The following is a 19,355-nucleotide window of genomic DNA, read 5'->3' as shown; positions in this document are numbered from 1 at the left end:
TGATGAAGCTAACCTTTTTCACCATGCGTTTCCCGGTTGCCTCTGAGACGTTTGTCCTCAATCAGGTGACGCATTTTATTGATGCCGGTTACGACGTGGAGGTGATCTCCGTGTTTCCGGGCGACATGATTAACCGCCATGCCGCGTTCGATGATTACAATCTGGCCGCGAAAACACACTATTTGCTGCCGGAAGAGAAAGTATCGAATCTCGATAAGCTGACGCAGCGCATCGGATTGATGCTGCCGAAAATTGCTAAGCCCTCGCTGATTAAATCCCTCAATGTGCGCCGTTATGGCGCACAGTCCAGCAAACTGCTGCTGCCGGCGATTGTTGCCAATACCAAACAACCCTTTGTCGCCGATGTGTTTCTGGTGCACTTCGGCTATGCCGGCGCGCTGGCGAACAAACTGCGCGAGCTTGGCGTACTGAAGGGCAAGCAGGCAACGGTGTTCCACGGTGCCGACATCTCGCGGCGTCACATCCTCGAAGAACACAAGCTTGATTACGTCAACCTGTTCCGCCAGAGCGAACTGATGCTGCCAATCAGCCATTTGTGGGAGAACAAGCTGATTGAGATGGGGTGCCCGGCGGAGAAGATCCACGTTACACGCATGGGCATTGAACCGGAAAAGTTTAATTTCCGCCCGCGTGCCGCCTTTCATTCGCCGCTACGCATTGTGTCCGTGGCGCGCCTGACGGAGAAAAAAGGGCTGGATGTGGCGGTGAAAGCCAGTGAAATCCTGCGTGATCAGGGCGGGCAGTTCCAGTTCACTATCATCGGCAACGGGGAGCAGGACGGCATGATGCGTGAACATATTGCGCGCGCCGGTCTGGCAGATTGCGTCAGTATGCCGGGCTTTAAGCCGCAGGATGAGATTCGCCAGGCGCTCAACGAAGCCGACATCTTTTTGCTGCCTTCCAAAACCGCCGCCGATGGCGATATGGAGGGGATCCCGGTGGCGCTGATGGAGGCGATGGCAGTGGGTTTACCGGTTGTCTCAACCTTCCACAGCGGGATTCCTGAGCTGATCCAGAACAACGTGAGCGGCTGGCTGGTTCCTGAGAACAACCCCGATGAACTGGCGCAAACCTTACTGCGCCTGTCGCGCGGGGATGTGGATGTTGCACCGGTTGTCGCCGCTGCCCGCCACAAAGTGGAAACCGAGTTCAATCAGCATATCGCCTATGGCGAGCTGGCAAAAATTCTGGAGCGCATGGTGTGAGCGGATTAAAGTCACAGGCCATTTGGTTATTTGGCAGCACCTGTTTTGCTGCGGTGTTGCAGGTGTTACAGCTCAGCGTGCTGGCACGTAAGCTGGAAGCCCATGAGCTGGGATTGCTGGCGATCATTAACGCCATTCTGGCGGTTGCTTCGGTGCTACAGGACATGGGGATGAGCAGCTACATTGTGCATCGTCAGAACATTACGCGCCGTGAGCAGAGCACCATCTACTGGGTTAACGTCTCGCTGAGTTTCTGTACCGGGTTAATCATGCTGATGATTGCCTGGCCGGTATCCTGGTTCTACCATCTGCCCGAGCTGACCGGGCTGATTATGCTGACCAGCCTTAACTTCCTCGTACTGGGGCATCTCTCGCAATACCAGGCGCATTTTGTCAAAACCAAACGCATGGTCACGCTGGCGAAAATTGAGATGGCCACCAAGTTGTTTGCCTTCCTGTGTACCGTGGCGATGTTGTATTTCACGACGCTGACGGTAGCGGCGGCGATCCTCGGGCTGTTTATCAACGCCTTCACGCGTATCCTCTGCATGATTTACTTCGGGGAGAAATCCTGGCGGCCAACCTGGGAGTTTGACCGGGCAACCTTCATTGCTGCGGTGCGCTACGGTATCTATCAACTGGGATCGCAGACCATCAACCAACTGCGTACCCAGGCAGATGCGCTGATTGTCGGCAAGGTGATGGGTGCCGATATGCTGGGCATCTACTCGTTGGCGAAAGAGCTGATTCTGCAACCGCTGAAGCTGGTTTCGCCGGTGATTAACCGTCTTGCGTTGCCGCGCTTTGCGGAGAAGCAGCATGATCCTGAGCAACTGAAGAAGCTGTTCCTGAAAGGCACTTTCGTCATCATGTTGTTTAGCAGCGTGATGTATCTGGCGATCGGTATTCTGTCACCGGTGATTGTCCGGGTGTTGTACGGCACGTCCCATGAGCAGGTTTACCATCTGATCCCATTGATGCTGCTGTTCGGCATGCTGCGTCCCATGGGGGGACTGACCGGCGCGATTTCTCAGGCCAATGGACGTACCAACGTCGAGTTCTACTGGAATATCGTCGCCAGTTTGGTGGTGGTGGCGGTCCTGGCGACCACCTTGATCTGGCCGAACGTGATCTACGTGGCGCTGACGCTATCGATTTCTCAGGTGTTAATTTCAGCCTTTGCCCATCCGTTCTTCATCAAACCGGTGATTGGCATCCGCTTTATGCCTTATGCCCGTCAGTGGGTCTCGGTTTCGGTGGTCTTTGTCGGCCTGATGCTGCTGGTAAACCATTTTAACCTGTTTGTGATGCCGGAATGGTTTGCGGGCTGGCTGTAACCTCGTGGCGCGATTTATCGCGCCGCGACCCCTCGATCTGTCTGAAAATGACTGGTCTTAGTAAATCCGACTTTCTCTGATCCCTTCTGCTGTTTTACAGTGGTTTAGCGATTTAATTTTCCTGCCAACTGGCGCATCGGTGGGTGCCGAAAAAAGCGATTTTTTATGCTGTGACAGAGAGTTAGTGCCGGTTTTTCAGATAAAGATTATACTTGCTGTTCCGGCCGATCCTGCATAATCGACCCCACGTATTCACTTCATGAAATGGAATAAATATGACCAAGCTTAAAGCTGTAATCCCGGTTGCGGGTCTCGGTATGCATATGCTCCCTGCGACGAAAGCAATTCCAAAAGAGATGCTGCCTGTCGTCGACAAACCGATGATCCAATATATCGTTGATGAGTGCGTGGCTGCAGGCATCAAGGAGATTGTGCTGGTCACTCATGCTTCCAAAAATGCAGTGGAAAACCACTTTGACACCACCTATGAGCTTGAAGCCTTGCTTGAAGCGCGTGTTAAACGTCAACTGCTGAGCGAAGTGCAATCAATTTGTCCTCCGGGCGTGACCATCATGAACGTGCGTCAGGCTAACCCGCTTGGGCTGGGCCACTCCGTTCTGTGCGCACGACCGATGATTGGTGATAACCCGTTTGTTGTGGTGCTGCCGGACGTACTGCTGGACGACTCCACCGCTGACCACCTGCGCTACAACCTGGCGGCCATGGTCGCTCGTTTTGAGGAAACCGGCCGCAGCCAGGTATTGGCAACACATATGCCGGGTGCCGATCTCTCTGAATACTCAGTGATCACCACGGAACAGCCATTGGATAACCCTGGCGACGTCAGCACCATCACCAACTTTGTTGAGAAGCCGGAAGAAGCCAACACGCTGGATTCCGATCTCGCGGCGGTCGGTCGCTATGTGCTCTCTGCCGATATCTGGGCAGAACTGGAGCGCACCGAGCCAGGTGCCTGGGGCCGTATCCAACTGACTGATGCCATCGCTGCGCTTGGCAAGAAAAAACCGGTTGATGCGACGTTGCTCACTGGCACCAGCTTCGACTGTGGCCGTAAACTAGGCTACATGCAGGCTTTCGTCTCTTACGGTCTGCGTAATAACAGCCAGGGCCGTGACTTCCGCGCCGCAATTCAGAAAATCCTGGCGAAATAACCTTTCTCATGATGTGCCGCGCCATTGCGCGGCTTAAAGGAGTACGCATGGCTATTTTGGTAACGGGTGGGGCAGGGTACATCGGTTCTCACACGGTGCTGGCGCTGCTGCAGCGCGGTGACGACGTTGTGGTGCTGGATAACCTCTGCAATGCCTCGCGTGAAGCGATTAATCGCGTGGAAAAACTCGCGGGTAAGAAGGCGGTGTTTGTTGAGGGCGATATTCGCGATCGTGCCTGTTTGCGCGACCTGTTCGCCGCCAATGACATCTCAGCCGTGATCCACTTTGCCGCGCTGAAAGCGGTGGGTGAATCCACCCGTATACCGTTGGAGTACTACGAGAATAATGTGGCAGGCACCGTGGTGTTGCTGGAAGAGATGCGCAGCGCCGGTGTGTGGAACTTTATCTTCAGCTCCTCTGCCACCGTCTATGGTGCCGATGCGCCGGTTCCTTATGTGGAAACCACACCGATTGGCGGCACCACCAGCCCATACGGCACGTCAAAGCTGATGATTGAATTGGTGATGCGCGACTTCGCGAAAGCCGATAGCCGATTCAACGCGATTGCACTGCGTTATTTTAACCCAGTGGGTGCGCATGAGTCGGGGGAGATTGGCGAAGATCCAACGGGTATCCCGAACAATTTACTGCCGTACATTGCTCAGGTCGCCATTGGTCGTCTCGACAAACTGGGCGTGTTTGGTGATGACTACGATACGCCAGATGGTACGTGCCTGCGTGATTACATTCACGTGGTGGATCTGGCCGAAGGCCATCTGAAAGCGCTCGACCATCTGCCAAAAGTGACGGGCTACAAAGCCTACAATCTTGGCGGTGGGAAAGGTTTCTCGGTGCTGGAGATGATTAACGCGTTTGAGAAAGCGTCCGGTAAACAAATTCCGTTTGAGTTTAAGCCGCGTCGTGATGGCGATCTGCCGGCATTCTGGGCGGATGCATCGCTGGCAAATACCGAACTGGACTGGCGTGTGACGCGCGGTATCGATGAAATGATGCGCGATACCTGGAACTGGCAGTCAAAAAATCCTAATGGATTTAAGTAATCCCTTCTTGTTGGCGGGCTGTTTAGCCCGCCCATTCCCCATGATTCCTCGTTATGCCTATACTCCTCTTTCATCAAAATCTGATTGAGTTGATTGTATGACTCAGTAAGCTCCAGTGACGCAAATTGACGCCTGGCATTTACACTAACTCCCCGATAATAATTGCAATTTATTCGTCATTGATCTTCGTGAGTGGTAGAATTCACTATTGCCTTGTGATGATCCTTCTTTATTAATTTCGATAATAAATGATAGGTTATTCAGTGACATAGCTGCATGGGTGTTTGAGGTGCTGCTTCAACATTTTGACATTGTCTCAGCGACGTGGGAGCTGTAAACCCAGGGGCGGTAGCGTGCCTGTTCCACAGGCATTTTCCATTTCATTTGGTGTAAGTCTTACTGAGTAAGTCGGGATAAACGAGACGTTATGAAAATCTTAATTACAGGTGGTGCCGGGTTTATCGGTTCAGCAGTGGTTCGCCACATTATCAACAATACCAATGATGAAGTAATCAACGTTGATAAATTAACCTATGCTGGCAATCTCGAATCTCTTGATGCAGTCAGCCAGAGCGAACGCTATAGCTTTAAAAAAGTGGATATTTGTGATGGCGCGGCCTTACAGGCGGTATTTAACGAATTTGCACCGGATGCGGTCATGCATCTGGCGGCTGAAAGCCATGTTGACCGCTCCATTACCGGACCGGCAGAATTTGTGCAGACCAATGTCGTCGGCACCTATGCGTTGCTGGAAGCCAGCCGCCAGTACTGGTCTGCCTTACCTGCCGACAAGAAAGCCGCTTTCCGCTTCCACCATATTTCGACTGATGAAGTGTATGGCGATCTGCCGCATCCGGATGAAATGGCTGGCGAACTGCCGCTGTTCACTGAAACCACCCCGTATGCGCCAAGCAGCCCTTATTCATCAACCAAAGCAGCCAGCGATCATTTAGTGCGTGCCTGGGGCCGTACTTATGGTCTGCCTGTTATCGTCACTAACTGTTCTAACAACTATGGCCCTTATCACTTCCCGGAAAAACTGATCCCTCTGATTATCAGCAATGCGCTGGAAGGTAAACCGTTGCCAATTTACGGCAAAGGCGATCAGATTCGTGACTGGCTGTATGTTGAAGACCACGCCCGTGCACTCTATACCGTGGTAACCAAAGCCGCGACCGGTACCACCTACAACATCGGCGGACACAACGAAAAGAAAAACCTTGATGTGGTATTGAAGGTGTGTGAACTGCTGGATGAGCTGCGTCCAAAAGAGACGGCCTATGCTGAGCAGATTGTGTATGTTCAGGATCGTCCGGGTCACGACCGCCGTTATGCGATTGATGCCGATAAAATCAAAAAAGAGCTGGGTTGGTCACCGCAGGAAACCTTTGAAAGCGGCTTAAGAAAAACGGTTGAATGGTATCTGCATAATCAGACCTGGGTTGAGCACGTGAAAAGTGGTGCTTATCAGAACTGGCTGAAAGAAAACTATGAGAATCGCAATTAATGAATATTTTGCTTTTTGGTCGCAATGGTCAGGTGGGTTGGGAACTGCAACGTTCGCTTGCGCCACTCGGTAACGTGACGGTGCTGGATCGACATTCTGTCGACTATTGCGGCGATTTTGAAAATCCAGCAGGCATCGCGGAAAGTATCCTGAAAATTAAGCCCGATGTGATCGTCAACGCGACCGCCTACACTGCCGTCGATAAAGCGGAAACTGACGTTGAAAAAGCACGCCTGGTTAACGCGACCAGTGTGCAAGCCATGGCTGAAGCCGCCAAGAAAATCAATGCGTTAGTGGTTCACTACTCAACAGATTACGTCTTTGATGGCAGCGGCACGACGCCCTGGACGGAAACGGATACCACTGCGCCATTGAACACCTACGGCTTGACCAAGCGCGAAGGTGAAGAGGCGATTATTGCGGCGGCCAGCAAATATCTGATCTTCCGCACCAGCTGGGTCTATGCCGCAAAGGGCAATAACTTTGCGAAAACCATGATTCGGCTTGCCCAGGATCGTGAAGCGTTATCCGTTATTGATGATCAGTATGGCGCACCAACCGGTGCCGAGCTGATTGCAGATTGCACAGCGCATGCCATTCAACTCACCCTGGCGGACCCCAATAAATCAGGTGTTTATCACCTTATTGCATCGGGAATCACCACCTGGCACGCTTATGCTGAAACCGTGATTGACTACGTCAGACAAAAAGGTCTGCCGTTGAAAGTTGAGGTCGTGAACAAGGTTGCAACGTCGGCTTTCCCGACGCCGGCAAAACGACCATCCAACTCAAGGCTCAATACTGAAAAGTTCACTTCAGCATTTCAGCTGAACCTGCCGGATTGGAAACTCGGTGTAATACGTATGCTTGACGAGCTATACCATTAAGACGAGTGAAACCAGATTAACAACATGAAGGGTAAACGTTGTGAAAAGTAAAAAAGGAATAATTCTTGCTGGCGGATCAGGAACACGCCTTTATCCTGTGACAATGGCTGTAAGTAAACAGTTATTGCCTATCTATGATAAACCGATGATCTATTACCCGCTCAGTACCCTGATGTTAGCGGGAATTCGTGATATTTTGATTATCAGCACGCCGCAAGACACTCCGCGTTTTGAAAGTTTACTGGGTGATGGTTCCCAGTGGGGCCTGAATCTGCAATATAAAGTCCAGGAAAGCCCAGATGGTCTGGCTCAGGCGTTCATCCTGGGTGAAGATTTCGTGGGCGATGATAATTGCGCACTGATTCTTGGCGACAATATTTTTTACGGACATGATCTGTATAAGCAACTGGAGGAGGCGTCGAATAAAGAGAAAGGCGCGACGGTGTTTGCTTATCACGTTCACGATCCAGAGCGTTACGGCGTTGTCGAGTTTGATAAAACCGGTAAAGCCATTTCACTGGTAGAAAAACCGAAAGAGCCAAAAAGTAATTATGCGGTAACGGGTCTGTATTTCTATGACAACAGCGTTGTCGAGATGGCCAAAAATCTGAAGCCTTCACCGCGTGGCGAATTGGAAATTACAGATATCAACAACCTTTATCTTGAAAAAGGTGAGCTTCAGGTTTCCATCATGGGACGTGGGCATGCCTGGTTAGATACCGGTACCCATCAAAGTTTGATTGAAGCCAATAACTTTATTCAGACTATTGAAACACGCCAGGGTTTGAAGGTTGCATGTCCGGAAGAGATTGCCTATCGCATGGGCTTCATTGGTGCTGAGCAATTGAAAGAACTCGCTCAACCAATGATGAAAAACAACTATGGCAAATATCTGATGGCATTATATGAAGGCAAGCTTTAATGAAAATAATTGAAACCGAGATCCCTGATGTAAAGATCATTGAGCCAGCCGTTTTTGGCGATGAACGCGGTTTTTTCATGGAAACTTGGCAACAGAAAAAATTTGAAGAACTGGTAAGTCCGCGCACCTTCGTTCAGGATAATCACTCTAAATCTTCGAAGGGTATTCTGCGTGGTTTACATTATCAGACCGTCAATACGCAGGGAAAACTGGTGCGTGTGGTGGCCGGTGAGGTTTTTGATGTGGCAGTAGATATGCGCCGATCATCTCCGACCTTTGGTAAATGGGTTGGCGTTTTGCTCTCAGCTGAGAACAAACGTCAGCTTTGGGTGCCGGAAGGATTTGCTCACGGTTTTTATGTCACGTCTGACAGTGCTGAATTTGTTTACAAATGCACCGACTATTACAACCCACAGCATGAACATTCACTGCTCTGGAATGACCGCGAATTAAATATCAACTGGCCGATCAATTCAGATAATCCTCCCTCTTTGTCTGCCAAAGATGCAGTGGGAACGCCATTCTCTGAAGCTGTAAAATTTGATTAATCCAATAAATTAAGGGTGGGAATTTTTCTCATCCTTTTCTATGTATAGCTAATGATGATGAGCGATAAAGGAAATATAAGTATCTTAATGGGTACTTATAATGGCGAGAAATATCTAGAGAGCCAATTGCAATCTATTGCTTCTCAAACCTATAAGAATTGGACATTAATTGTTTCAGATGATGGTTCAACCGATCGCACATGCGAAATGATTGAAGCTTTTGCTAAACAATGCACTGAAAACAAGGTCGTTTTATTAAAGGGGCCGGCTCAGGGTTTTGCCGCTAATTTTCTATACTTACTTAGAAATCCCAGTATTGTTTCAGATTATTATGCTTTTTGTGATCAGGACGATATTTGGTGTGATGATAAACTTGAAGTTGCTATAGAAAAATTATCTTCTCACCCAGCGCCAGAGAATCAACTCCAGTTGTATGGTTCACGTACCAGCCTGGTAAACTCCGAGGGGGAGTTTATTGGTATGTCGCCCTGTTTCGAAAAAGCGTTTAATTTTCAGAACGCGCTTTTGCAGAGTTATGCTGGTGGCAATACGATGGTTTTCAACCGGGCCCTTAAAGAAGTCTTTGAAGGTTTTCCTCCCAATATCACTATCGTATCTCATGACTGGATTCTTTATATTATTTGTAGCGCCATGAATGGTGTCGTGATCTATGATAAAGAACCCAGAATTCTATACAGGCAACATGGTCAGAATCTGGTAGGAAGCAACATTGGCTTCCTTTCGAAAGTGACACGCTTTCGTCGACTTTTCGCGGGGGAGTTTAAATCATGGTGTGCAATAAATTGCGTTGCCCTGGATTTAATTAAGAGTGAAATGCCTGTTGATAATAAAGAAAGATATCTACACTTTCTTAATTTGAATGATAACTTTTTAAAACGCATAAGAAGTTATTTTCTTGGAGGTTTTTATCGGCAAAGCTTTCTGGAAACCTGTGCATTTTTTGTTATGAATTTATTTAGGAAGTTAGTTTAACCATCGATGGTGTAAATATGAAAAGAATTGTTTTCATGACTATCAGATTTTTTCTGAAGATCGTTATCTATATGTACTATGGCGTATTGTCAATACGCGATGATATCAAAACAAAAAAATATACAGATGTTAAGGTAAAAAAGGAGTTTACTGGTGGCAAGGTAATGCTCCTGGCTTTGTATGAAAAACATGCTCTCAGGAATGACACACTGGAGCTACTCAAAGAAGCAAAGCGTAATAATATTTTTATCATCGGTGTGAACACATTAAGACTGGAGAAAGATAATTATCCTCTGGACTTAATCGACGTTTACATTGAACGTGATAATTATGGCCGAGATTTTGGTAGCTATAAAGCTGGCATGAAATACTTCTTCGAGTCTAACTTTCAGGAGAAGTGTGAAAGGCTGCTGATCATTAACGATAGTGTATTCTTTTCCAAAAATACGCTCGCGGATTTTGTACATAACCTGTTTGAGACCAATATTGAGGTGCTTGGCGCTACCGAGAACAGCCAGCACTCGCATCACTTGGGTTCATTTTGTATTTCCGTTGCCGGGAAAATTACCAGAAATAAAAAGTTCAAAGATTTCTGGTATGACTATAAATCCTCGAATGTTCGCCCATTGGTGATTAAAAGAGGTGAGTTTGGTCTGAGTAAACTGCTCAAGTCATTGGTGAGTTCAGAGCAACACTTTAAGTCCTTATTTAATGTTTCTTTTATGGAAAGAAAACTCAGCACGGATGATGAGTTTTATAAAAGTTACTATTATTACCGCCGCGAGGGTGAGCGCTCTTGGGCAAATAAATCCATTACGCAACTGCTGGCAAATGATGAAATTATTTCGTCTTACTATTACCAGTACTTGTTGGAGCATGGTAAACCTGAAGAAGCTACGCTGGTCAGAACAGAAGCGGCGCAAGCCTCAAAAACCAGGAGTCTGGACTCTTATGCTGAAAGGAATAAAGTTGACTACCTGGACGTCGTCAATTTCTTTGAAAGCTACCATCATGAGAAACCTTTGTTAAATGATCAGTTCAAGCAAAGACTGATTTCACTCTATCTTGATGAATTTACGCTTGGCTCGCAGATTCATATTAACTGCCTTGCTCTGCATAAGTGTGGTTTACCGATAATAAAGCTTGATCTCATGTTCAGATGTGTTTGCAGCATGAATGATATTATTAAGCTGAGAGATCAACTTGATGAGTCTCAAAGAGAAGAATTTATGACGCTTATTCTGGCACGCCTGTGCGGTGATAAGTTCCTCGTAGGCTTGAACCGTCTCGCATATCAGTTTGGAATTTTGTAATGTCTAATAAAGTTAAGTCGGTTGGCTGGGATGATTTCACCTCCGCCATCAAAAACTTTCATATCGTCAAAGTGATGGGTGGTCAGGACATACGAATGCGGTATAAGCGGTCCAAAATGGGACCGTTCTGGATTACCATCAGTATGGCCGTCATGATTACCACCATGGGCCTGGTGTTCGGCAACCTGTTTAAGACAGATGTGAAGGAATTCTTGCCCTATCTCACCTTGGGGCTGATCACATGGAGCTTTATTCTCAGCTCAGTATCGGAAGGATGTGATGCACTGATCTCTTCCGAAGGGATTATTAAGCAACTTCCGGTGCCCTTGCATGTGCATGTCATGAGGGTGATTTGGAAAAACTTCATCATTTTTCTCCATAACATTGTGATTTTCCCTCTGGTGCTACTGGCGGTGCAAAAAGGAATTAGCTGGACGGTGTTACTTGCCATTCCGGGTTTCCTGTTACTGACACTTAATCTGACCTGGTTGTTAATGGTCCTGTCGATGATTTGCGCCCGCTTTCGCGATATGACACAAATCGTGTTGAGCATCATGCAGGTCATTTTTTACCTCACGCCAGTCATCTGGATGCCAAAGTTATTGTCACATAGCGCGGCATTGATGTTGCTTAATCTTAATCCGTTATATCACCTGATTGATCTTGTCCGCAGTCCCTTGCTGGGAACTGTGCCAATGATGAGTAGCTATATCGTCGCTGCTGTGATGGCAGTCGTGGGTCTGGCTTTCTCAATTTTCATGACGAGTAAATATAAATACCGAGTTCCTTATTGGGTGTAGGAAAAATGGCACTAATCAAATTTGAAAATGTTGGTATTGATTTTCCTATATTCAATGCCCAGGCTAGATCGATTAAAAAGAACTTTATCAACTTTGCCACCGGTGGCAAAGTTGGCCAGCATGATGGCAAGGTCGTTGTCTCTGCACTGAATAATTTGAACTTTGAAATCAACGATGGTGAGAAAGTTGGCCTGATTGGACATAATGGCGCGGGTAAAACCACGTTACTGCGTATGTTCAGCAAGGTTTATCATCCGACAAGTGGTACCGCAACCATTGAAGGCGATATCGGCTCGTTGATCTCCATTTCTCTGGGTATTAATGCAGAGTTCACGGGCAGAGAAAATATTTATATCCGTGGTGCATTACTCGGTCTGAAGAAAAAAGAGATTGATGCAAAAATCGAAGAGATTATTGATTTTACCGATCTCGGCGATTTTATTGATATGCCCGTTCGAACCTACTCATCAGGCATGCAAATGCGCTTAGGTTTCAGTGTCAGTACCATATTCTCTCCGGAGATTCTGCTGATGGATGAATGGTTATCAGTCGGTGACGAAGGATTTAAAGAAAAAGCAGAAGCACGGTTAACCAAAATTATTAATGCCACGAAGATTTTGATCCTGGCGAGTCATAGTAATGAATTGTTGCGCAAAACGTGCACACGAATTTTGTGGCTTGAGCACGGTACGGTTAAAATGGATGGCAAACCTGAGGATATTCTTCCCCTGTACTTTAAATCGAATATCAAGACAGGTGATTTGTTAACCAATACATAATTTAGCCATGCATTTTATGGCGTTATGTTATCGCACCATTCACTACCTCATCTGGGGCCAGATGAGTTAACATATTTGCCACTTTGCTCACAAACCTGGCTTTGTGATGGTAACTTCAGACAGGAGTAGATGATGTCCAAGCAACAAATCGGCGTTGTAGGTATGGCAGTGATGGGGCGCAACCTGGCGCTCAATATTGAGAGCCGCGGCTACACTGTATCTATCTTCAACCGTTCTCGTGAAAAGACTGACGAAGTCATCGCCGAGAATCCGGGCAAGAAACTCGCACCTTACTACAGCATTGAAGAGTTTGTTGAATCACTGGAAAAGCCACGCCGTATCCTGCTGATGGTTCAGGCTGGTGAAGCAACGGATAAAACGATTGCCTCACTGACCCCGCATCTGGATAAAGGTGACATCCTGATCGACGGCGGTAACACCTTCTATAAAGATACCATCCGTCGTAACAAAGAACTGTCTGATCAGGGCTTTAACTTTATCGGTACCGGTGTTTCAGGTGGTGAAGAGGGGGCCCTGAAAGGCCCATCTATCATGCCTGGCGGCCAGAAAGAAGCGTATGAGCTGGTTGCGCCGATTCTGGATAAAATTGCCGCACGTGCTGAAGATGGCGAAGCCTGTGTAACCTATATCGGTCCGGACGGTGCTGGTCACTACGTTAAAATGGTGCACAACGGCATCGAATACGGCGATATGCAGCTGATTGCTGAAGCTTATGCGCTGCTGAAAGGTGCGCTGGGTCTGACCAACGAAGAGTTGGCGAAAACCTTCACCGACTGGAACAACGGTGAGCTGAGCAGCTACCTGATCGACATCACCAAAGATATCTTCACCAAGAAAGATGAAGACGGTAAATACCTGGTTGATGTGATTCTGGATGAAGCCGCCAACAAAGGTACCGGCAAGTGGACCAGCCAAAGTTCACTGGACCTGGGCGAGCCGCTGTCGCTGATCACCGAGTCAGTTTTTGCGCGTTACCTCTCTTCACTGAAAACGCAGCGTGTTGCCGCGTCTAAAGTGTTGAGCGGCCCGCAGGCAAAAGCCTTCAGCGGTGACAAGGCCGAGTTTGTTGAGAAAGTGCGTCGCGCATTGTATCTGGGTAAAATCGTCTCTTACGCGCAGGGCTTCTCTCAGCTGCGTGCTGCTTCAGAGCAGTACAACTGGGACCTGCAGTATGGTGAGATTGCGAAAATCTTCCGTGCCGGTTGTATCATTCGTGCCCAGTTCCTGCAGAAAATCACCGATGCTTACGCTGAAAACGCGAACATCGCTAACCTGCTGCTGGCTCCGTACTTCAAAAACATCGCTGATGAGTACCAGCAGGCGCTGCGTGATGTGGTGGCTTATGCGGTACAGAACGGTATCCCAACTCCGACCTTCTCAGCAGCGATCGCCTACTACGACAGCTATCGTTCAGAAGTGCTGCCTGCGAACCTGATCCAGGCTCAGCGTGACTACTTCGGTGCGCATACTTATAAGCGTATCGATAAAGACGGTGTGTTCCACACCGAGTGGCTGGACTAATAATGTTAAGGCTTCCTGCGGGAAGCCTTAATTTTTTAACCTACCAGCAAATCGCCTTCACGCCCGGCATTTTCACCTGCCAGACGTACTACCAACATTCCTGCTGTCGCAAATTTCATCAGATTACGTGCATATAAAATGCCGCCGAATTCGGCCAGCAGCGGTGTTACCTGATCCGTAATGGGATCGACAATCTCTGCCACCACTTCACCAGCCTCAATTCTCTCCCCAATCTTGCGCCGGTTAAGAATCAGTCCCGAATGCGGGGCAAAGATATACTCACACCCTGCCAGCGCCGTTGCCGGATTAATCAGGGCAGGGGACTCGCCGATCTCACCAGCAATATATCCACCTTCAATCAGCGCATTAATTATTGCATCAGCATCTCTCTCGGCCTGTTCAGGCGAAACATCAGCCACCCCACGCAGTTCGAGTGTCACGGGCAATAATCCGCGCGGCATCGGGTATTCATCACCATAACGGGCTGCCAGCGTCAGCCATGGCTCGCAGCAGGCTTCATCAAAAGGCTCGCCACCAGAAATTTGTGCCAACAGTTGCACCTCGCTTCCCAGCCAGCGTGCCAGCGGTTCAATGTCTGGCCATGCATGAGGTGTGGTGTAAAGATGCGGGACAGCGTCCCAGTCGCAGTGCAGGTCAATCATCAGATCAGCCTGACTCGCCATGCGCATCAGCGTAAAGCGTTGGGCATCCAACTCTGTTTTGGCAATTTTGTCACGGTAATGGCGATCAATGGCATCGCGAATCAGCCGTTTGTTTTCATACTCACTTTGTGTCAGTGAACCGGCTAACTCAGCGACTAACGTGTCGCCCAGCGCGGGAAAACGACGATTAAAGTCCTGACCAGAGAGCGTATGAAAACGTCCCAGATGCGTACCATGCCAGTGTTGCCCCAGGGCTAACGGATTGGCGACCGGCACCAGCGTAAAGGAGGCTTTAAGTTGCCCGGTCGATTCCAGATTCAGCAGCTTCTGTTTCAGATACCAGGCTACCGCCATGCCCGGCAGCTCATCCCCATGTAAAGCCGCCTGAATATAGACACGTTTATGTGCATCGCCGCTGAAGTGGAAACTATAGATTTCACGTTGTGTACCCAGTGAAGCACTCAACAGGGGGTGATGTTGTTGTTGCATGGCGTTAATAATGTCCTGTTATTCACCTGGCGTGAGATGTGCGCAGGCAATCGTGTTTCGAATGGCAATTATTATAGTGCGACTGAAAAGAAGGGCGGCTAATGCCGCCCTACATTTACTGCTGAATGGAGATATCTGTCGCGAAGTATTTTTTCTGGATCTTGTCAAAGGTGCCGTTCTTTTTGATTTCGGCGAAGGCGTCATCTAACGCTGTTTTCAGCTCGGTATCGCCCTTACGCAGACCAATCGCTGTTCCAGGTCCGATAATAGGATCCTGTACCGTCGGCCCTGCCAGTTCAAAATCTTTACCTTGCGGTTGCTTCAGGAAGCCGATCGCAGCTTGCGCGGCATCAGTAAATACCGCATCAAGGCGGCCAGAAACCAGGTCGCTTTCAACTTGAGCCTGATCGCCGTAAGGGACGACGTTCACCCCGTTAGGTTGCCATTTCGCACGCGCATAGCGTTCCTGCACGGTGCCTTGTTCCACACCAACCGTTTTCCCTTTCAGCGATTCGGCAGTTGGCAACAGCCCGGAGCCTTTACGTGCGATCAACTGAGTTTTGGTATCGTAAAGCGGCACGGTGAAGTCAATCTGCTTCAGACGTTCTTCTGTGACACCCATATCCGAGAGGATCGCATCAAACTTACGCGCTTTCAGGGCCGGGATCATGCCATCGAACTGGCTCTCTACCCATACGCATTTGGTTTTCATCTGCTCACAAAGCGCGTTGCCAAGATCGATGTCAAAACCGACCAGTTTGCCCTGCGGCGTTTTGGATTCAAACGGAGGATAGGTGGGGTCAACGGCGAAACGGACTTGGTCAATTTTCGCCTGTGCGCCAAACGCGCAACCTGCCAGCACAGCCATTGCCAGCGTCTGGCGCAGGCGGGAGGTAAAACGTGAACTTGCCATAAATCGGTCTTCTTTTAACGTGATGTGGAGTCAGGAAGAATACATCGCAGGTAAACTGAGATCAATTTAAGTCATTGTTTCAGTAAGTTACAATAATGCTGGCGGGAGCGTGTCAATCAAATTAAACCTTCTTTGAACGAAATAATGAAATCTCGCATAAAGTTCAGCAGCAAACAGCGTCATCGGGACGTTTTATAATCGCAAGATTCTCCTATTTTCCTAAAAATGGGAGGTCAGTTGCGTCACTATTACGATCATGGTAGAAAGCCACAATTGCAGCGCTTATAATTAGTTCGAAACTGTGAGCACAATAAAGAGACAAAAAATAATGGGATTAAAGGCAACAAATATTCTCTTTGTGCTTGAAAGACCTAAAGGCCAGGGTGGTATGGAAAACGTTACCAGTCAGGTACTATCGCAGTTGAAGTCTGATGGGTCCTTTGATGTTGGTCTTTTTTTATATGATTCAGCTGAAAAAGATGATAGCAACCCTTGGTTGGATGAGCATCTCTGGGGAGTGAGTGCTCATTTTATAAGCAATCCGAAGATTTCTCGTTTTGTCCATGCACTGCGTTTGGCCTGGACCATTTGTAAACGAAAACCCGACCATATCATTGCGCTTAATACGATCCCCTGTCAGATTTCACGTTGGGCAATTATGATGAGTTGCCGCAAAGTGAAACTCTTTTCATGGATGCATCTGCCGCCTAAAGACCGTTATCGGCCACAGTACCTGATGCTGGCTGATGAACATTTGGCGATTAGCCGGGAAATAGGCAAGCAGCTGATTGAGCTGGGTGCGCCACCGTCGCGTGTCCATGTGATTTTCAACCCGGTAAAAGTTTCGCAAACCGTCATCCCCAGACCCAGGGGGGCAGCGCGCTTCCTGTTTGTTGGCCGGGTGCATTTTGAAGAACAGAAGCAACTCAAAGACCTGTTTGATGCACTGCAACAAACGGCGGGTAACTGGTCGCTGGATATTGTGGGGGATGGTGATGATCGCCCACGCTGTGAGGCTTACACCCGTGAGTTGGGTATCGCAGACAAAATTTGTTGGCATGGTTGGCAGGAGAACACCTGGGACTACATTGCGGCTAATATTAAAGAAACCACCAGTCTGGTGTTAACCTCTAATCATGAAGGATTCCCACTCATCTTGCTGGAAGCCATGGCTCGCGGCATCTTTTGTGTATCTTCTGATTGTGTCAGTGGTCCGTCAGAGATAATTGTGGAAGGCATCAATGGTCACCTTTATCCTGTCAATGATACTCATGCGTTGACGAAGTTTTTACAGGCACAGGTTGATGGCGAGCAACTTCCTGGCGCTCAGGTTATCAAGGAAAGTATTGCTGAATTTTATGAGCCACGTTACATGGAAAGAATCAAAGGGATTATAGGACAGGATAATGCTATTGAAAAATTATAAGTCAGCCAGTCAGGGAAATATAATAATTATTGCAGTTAATCTTGTGGTGTTTTTATTGTCCCTTTCAATGCCGCTGACGCTTTTTTCTTATGGCTTTTCTCAAAAGATTTTCTATATCGCATCCTATCTTTCTGTCGTTTTATTTTTCGTTACGCTGGCAAATAAGCATGCCAGAACGTCTATCGACAAATATACCTGGCTATTGTTTATTGCAATTTTTGCGCTGGGTCTGGTCAGGCTTGGGTGGGCGTTGGATATTCGCGCGAATTATACCGACTTTACCGGTCCAACTGCGAATATCATTAGCAATTACCTGCTGGGTGGCAAGCGCTTATTGCTCGGCGCGTTTATCATCAGCGTGATAAGCATTCATCATCAGAAAATTACCCCGGCAATGGTAGGGTGCAGCAAAATCTTTCTTTGGTTGGGAGCCTTAGCGACATTAGGGTTTGGTGTGCATGAGTATTTGCTGACCGGTGACAGAATCAAGCTGACAGCAGACGCGGCCTCCAGCTCTTCCTACATGGTATTGTTTTTATACTGTGCCTACCTCTGGCTTTCCGCCAAAGATGTCAGTCGCTTATGGATTACTATCGATCTGGCGTTCGTTGCTATTATCTTTAGCCTTGTCATTTTAACCGGTACGCGTGTCTCACTGCTGGCATTCCTGTTTATTACGCTGTGTCAGATAAGTCGCTTTTATGGTCTGCTTACGGTATTAAAATCCAGACGTAACCGAGTGATTACCCTGATTCTTGTTGCCGGTCTGGTGATGAGTACCGGTGAACGTTGGATGCAGGCGTTCAATAATATTGAAAATTACAGCAACGATAGCTCCACATCAGTTGGGGCGCGGGTTGCTATCTGGGACAGTGGTTTGCATTTTCTGCCGGAGCATTTAGGGTTCAGCTCGCCAGATGTGCGGACGGTCACTGCCCGCGCCTATATTGCGGCGTTCCATCCTGGTAATACCGAGGGCTATACCAACGTAAAATACAATATGCACAATGAGTTTCTTGAGGTTGTGACATTAGAGGGTATTGTTGGGCTGGTCTGTCTCGTTTTTCTTTACGTCGCGACATTCTGGATTTGGTCTAAACGCAGCGCATTACAGGGTATTTCTCTTCCCGTTGCGGCCCTTTTTATCATGGGCTTAACCGACTCGGTGCTGATTTATCCACAAACCACCACTCTGTTTGTTATTGCGTTGGCGCTCTGTGCCATACGTCCTAAACTACCGCAATCCTAATCGTCAGGATTAAAAGGCGCGCTTAGTTAGCCTCAACTAATTAAACGCGCCAGTTCCCCGCCACAAATTGCACGATAATCCTCGGTATTCAGCACCACGGATTTCTCCAGCAGCCCGGCATTAAAAGCAATTTGCTCATAGCGTTCGAACAGCATCGGATCCACCACCAGCCGCAGGTCCGGGTGAAAGCTGAAAGGCGGAATAGCACCAAACACGCAGCCGGTGAGCACATCAACCTCCGCCGGGCTGGCGAGCGAGGCGCGACGGCCTCCCACCGCTTGAGCAACCTTACTCAGGTCTGCTTGTTGATCGGCAGGGAGCACGGCCAGTACATGTTGCTTGATACCATTACCTTTGACATGACACACCAGCGCTTTCGCACCCTGGCCAACTTCGGTGCCACGGATAGCGGCCACGGCTTCACATTTGCCGGTCGCTTCATGCACCATTAACTGGTAGCGAGCACCATGTTGATCGAGGAGAGCGAGCAGTTTTTCATGGGTGGTCATGCTGTGGGATCCTTTGGCGA

At 48.4% G+C, this 19,355-nt stretch carries 18 protein-coding genes; 15 read left to right on the top strand and 3 right to left on the bottom strand.

The annotated features are described in order from the left end of the window. Positions 1 to 2 precede the first annotated feature (2 nt). From PAT9B_RS13040 to gndA, 13 genes are all read left to right on the top strand, one after another. Complete coding sequence (locus tag PAT9B_RS13040; RefSeq protein WP_013509742.1) at positions 3 to 1,226, top strand: glycosyltransferase; 1,224 nt, start codon at positions 3 to 5, stop codon at positions 1,224 to 1,226. Next, positions 1,223 to 2,563: an MOP flippase family protein gene (locus PAT9B_RS13035; RefSeq protein WP_013509741.1), complete on the top strand. Its 1,341-nt coding sequence runs from the start codon at positions 1,223 to 1,225 to the stop codon at positions 2,561 to 2,563. The genes PAT9B_RS13040 and PAT9B_RS13035 overlap by 4 nt, the downstream gene beginning before the upstream one ends. A 275-nt stretch (positions 2,564 to 2,838) precedes the next feature. Further along, positions 2,839 to 3,735, top strand: coding sequence for a UTP--glucose-1-phosphate uridylyltransferase GalF (gene galF / locus PAT9B_RS13030; protein WP_013509740.1), 897 nt, complete (start codon positions 2,839 to 2,841; stop codon positions 3,733 to 3,735). A gap of 47 nt (positions 3,736 to 3,782) precedes the next feature. Next, entirely contained in the window at positions 3,783 to 4,796 is a 1,014-nt protein-coding gene (gene galE / locus PAT9B_RS13025) for a UDP-glucose 4-epimerase GalE (RefSeq protein WP_013509739.1), read from the top strand. 427 nt (positions 4,797 to 5,223) lie between these two features. Then, the gene (gene rfbB / locus PAT9B_RS13020; protein ID WP_013509738.1) at positions 5,224 to 6,303 is read left to right on the top strand and encodes a dTDP-glucose 4,6-dehydratase; all 1,080 of its coding nucleotides are present in this window, start codon (positions 5,224 to 5,226) and stop codon (positions 6,301 to 6,303) included. Continuing rightward, positions 6,303 to 7,190, top strand: a complete 888-nt coding sequence (gene rfbD, locus PAT9B_RS13015) for a dTDP-4-dehydrorhamnose reductase (RefSeq protein ID WP_013509737.1) — start codon at positions 6,303 to 6,305, stop codon at positions 7,188 to 7,190. Before rfbB ends, rfbD begins: the two co-directional genes overlap by 1 nt. A gap of 40 nt (positions 7,191 to 7,230) precedes the next feature. Continuing rightward, a complete protein-coding gene (gene rfbA, locus PAT9B_RS13010) occupies positions 7,231 to 8,112 on the top strand; it encodes a glucose-1-phosphate thymidylyltransferase RfbA (protein ID WP_013509736.1) in 882 nt (293 codons plus the stop codon). Further along, complete coding sequence (gene rfbC, locus PAT9B_RS13005; RefSeq protein ID WP_013509735.1) at positions 8,112 to 8,660, top strand: dTDP-4-dehydrorhamnose 3,5-epimerase; 549 nt, start codon at positions 8,112 to 8,114, stop codon at positions 8,658 to 8,660. Before rfbA ends, rfbC begins: the two co-directional genes overlap by 1 nt. Positions 8,661 to 8,711: 51 nt before the next feature. After that, a complete protein-coding gene (locus tag PAT9B_RS13000) occupies positions 8,712 to 9,653 on the top strand; it encodes a glycosyltransferase family 2 protein (RefSeq protein WP_013509734.1) in 942 nt (313 codons plus the stop codon). Positions 9,654 to 9,670: 17 nt separating this feature from the next. Then, positions 9,671 to 10,966: a rhamnan synthesis F family protein gene (locus tag PAT9B_RS12995; protein WP_013509733.1), complete on the top strand. Its 1,296-nt coding sequence runs from the start codon at positions 9,671 to 9,673 to the stop codon at positions 10,964 to 10,966. Then, entirely contained in the window at positions 10,966 to 11,766 is an 801-nt protein-coding gene (locus PAT9B_RS12990; protein WP_013509732.1) for an ABC transporter permease, read from the top strand. Before PAT9B_RS12995 ends, PAT9B_RS12990 begins: the two co-directional genes overlap by 1 nt. Positions 11,767 to 11,771: 5 nt before the next feature. Further along, positions 11,772 to 12,545: an ABC transporter ATP-binding protein gene (locus PAT9B_RS12985; protein WP_013509731.1), complete on the top strand. Its 774-nt coding sequence runs from the start codon at positions 11,772 to 11,774 to the stop codon at positions 12,543 to 12,545. A gap of 132 nt (positions 12,546 to 12,677) precedes the next feature. After that, positions 12,678 to 14,087, top strand: coding sequence for an NADP-dependent phosphogluconate dehydrogenase (gndA, locus tag PAT9B_RS12980; protein WP_013509730.1), 1,410 nt, complete (start codon positions 12,678 to 12,680; stop codon positions 14,085 to 14,087). A 35-nt stretch (positions 14,088 to 14,122) separates the two neighbouring features. Here the strand turns inward: gndA and PAT9B_RS12975 are convergent, their stop codons facing one another. Both PAT9B_RS12975 and PAT9B_RS12970 read right to left on the bottom strand, forming a co-directional pair. After that, complete coding sequence (locus PAT9B_RS12975; RefSeq protein WP_013509729.1) at positions 14,123 to 15,238, bottom strand: succinylglutamate desuccinylase/aspartoacylase family protein; 1,116 nt, start codon at positions 15,236 to 15,238, stop codon at positions 14,123 to 14,125. A gap of 115 nt (positions 15,239 to 15,353) precedes the next feature. Further along, complete coding sequence (locus PAT9B_RS12970; RefSeq protein ID WP_013509728.1) at positions 15,354 to 16,151, bottom strand: ABC transporter substrate-binding protein; 798 nt, start codon at positions 16,149 to 16,151, stop codon at positions 15,354 to 15,356. 328 nt (positions 16,152 to 16,479) lie between these two features. On the opposite strand from PAT9B_RS12970, the gene PAT9B_RS12965 reads away from it, so the two are divergent. Both PAT9B_RS12965 and PAT9B_RS12960 read left to right on the top strand, forming a co-directional pair. After that, the gene (locus PAT9B_RS12965; RefSeq protein ID WP_013509727.1) at positions 16,480 to 17,577 is read left to right on the top strand and encodes a glycosyltransferase; all 1,098 of its coding nucleotides are present in this window, start codon (positions 16,480 to 16,482) and stop codon (positions 17,575 to 17,577) included. Beyond that, positions 17,558 to 18,826, top strand: a complete 1,269-nt coding sequence (locus PAT9B_RS12960; protein WP_013509726.1) for an O-antigen ligase — start codon at positions 17,558 to 17,560, stop codon at positions 18,824 to 18,826. Before PAT9B_RS12965 ends, PAT9B_RS12960 begins: the two co-directional genes overlap by 20 nt. A gap of 32 nt (positions 18,827 to 18,858) precedes the next feature. Here PAT9B_RS12960 and PAT9B_RS12955 read toward each other — a convergent pair whose 3' ends face one another. Then, positions 18,859 to 19,335 (bottom strand): YbaK/prolyl-tRNA synthetase associated domain-containing protein, encoded by a 477-nt coding sequence (locus PAT9B_RS12955; RefSeq protein WP_013509725.1) that lies wholly within the window; start codon positions 19,333 to 19,335, stop codon positions 18,859 to 18,861. Positions 19,336 to 19,355: the final 20 nt, after the last annotated feature.

This window comes from Pantoea sp. At-9b (assembly GCF_000175935.2).
Classification (GTDB): domain Bacteria; phylum Pseudomonadota; class Gammaproteobacteria; order Enterobacterales; family Enterobacteriaceae; genus Pantoea.
Note: the sequence above shows the minus strand (reverse complement) of the source record. Positions and strands in the feature narration are given on the sequence as shown.

What these genes read in the sequence shown, in the direction of transcription:
- rfbD (WP_013509737.1), top strand. Translation starts at nt 6,303, where the DNA reads ATGAATATTTTGCTTTTTGGTCGCAATGGTCAGGTGGGTTGGGAACTG.
- galE (WP_013509739.1), top strand. Translation starts at nt 3,783, where the DNA reads ATGGCTATTTTGGTAACGGGTGGGGCAGGGTACATCGGTTCTCACACG.
- PAT9B_RS12965 (WP_013509727.1), top strand. Translation starts at nt 16,480, where the DNA reads ATGGGATTAAAGGCAACAAATATTCTCTTTGTGCTTGAAAGACCTAAA.
- PAT9B_RS12960 (WP_013509726.1), top strand. Translation starts at nt 17,558, where the DNA reads ATGCTATTGAAAAATTATAAGTCAGCCAGTCAGGGAAATATAATAATT.
- galF (WP_013509740.1), top strand. Translation starts at nt 2,839, where the DNA reads ATGACCAAGCTTAAAGCTGTAATCCCGGTTGCGGGTCTCGGTATGCAT.
- PAT9B_RS12955 (WP_013509725.1), bottom strand. Translation starts at nt 19,335, where the DNA reads ATGACCACCCATGAAAAACTGCTCGCTCTCCTCGATCAACATGGTGCT.
- rfbB (WP_013509738.1), top strand. Translation starts at nt 5,224, where the DNA reads ATGAAAATCTTAATTACAGGTGGTGCCGGGTTTATCGGTTCAGCAGTG.
- gndA (WP_013509730.1), top strand. Translation starts at nt 12,678, where the DNA reads ATGTCCAAGCAACAAATCGGCGTTGTAGGTATGGCAGTGATGGGGCGC.
- PAT9B_RS12970 (WP_013509728.1), bottom strand. Translation starts at nt 16,151, where the DNA reads ATGGCAAGTTCACGTTTTACCTCCCGCCTGCGCCAGACGCTGGCAATG.
- PAT9B_RS12990 (WP_013509732.1), top strand. Translation starts at nt 10,966, where the DNA reads ATGTCTAATAAAGTTAAGTCGGTTGGCTGGGATGATTTCACCTCCGCC.
- PAT9B_RS13000 (WP_013509734.1), top strand. Translation starts at nt 8,712, where the DNA reads ATGATGATGAGCGATAAAGGAAATATAAGTATCTTAATGGGTACTTAT.
- PAT9B_RS13040 (WP_013509742.1), top strand. Translation starts at nt 3, where the DNA reads ATGAAGCTAACCTTTTTCACCATGCGTTTCCCGGTTGCCTCTGAGACG.
- PAT9B_RS12985 (WP_013509731.1), top strand. Translation starts at nt 11,772, where the DNA reads ATGGCACTAATCAAATTTGAAAATGTTGGTATTGATTTTCCTATATTC.
- PAT9B_RS12995 (WP_013509733.1), top strand. Translation starts at nt 9,671, where the DNA reads ATGAAAAGAATTGTTTTCATGACTATCAGATTTTTTCTGAAGATCGTT.
- rfbC (WP_013509735.1), top strand. Translation starts at nt 8,112, where the DNA reads ATGAAAATAATTGAAACCGAGATCCCTGATGTAAAGATCATTGAGCCA.
- PAT9B_RS12975 (WP_013509729.1), bottom strand. Translation starts at nt 15,238, where the DNA reads ATGCAACAACAACATCACCCCCTGTTGAGTGCTTCACTGGGTACACAA.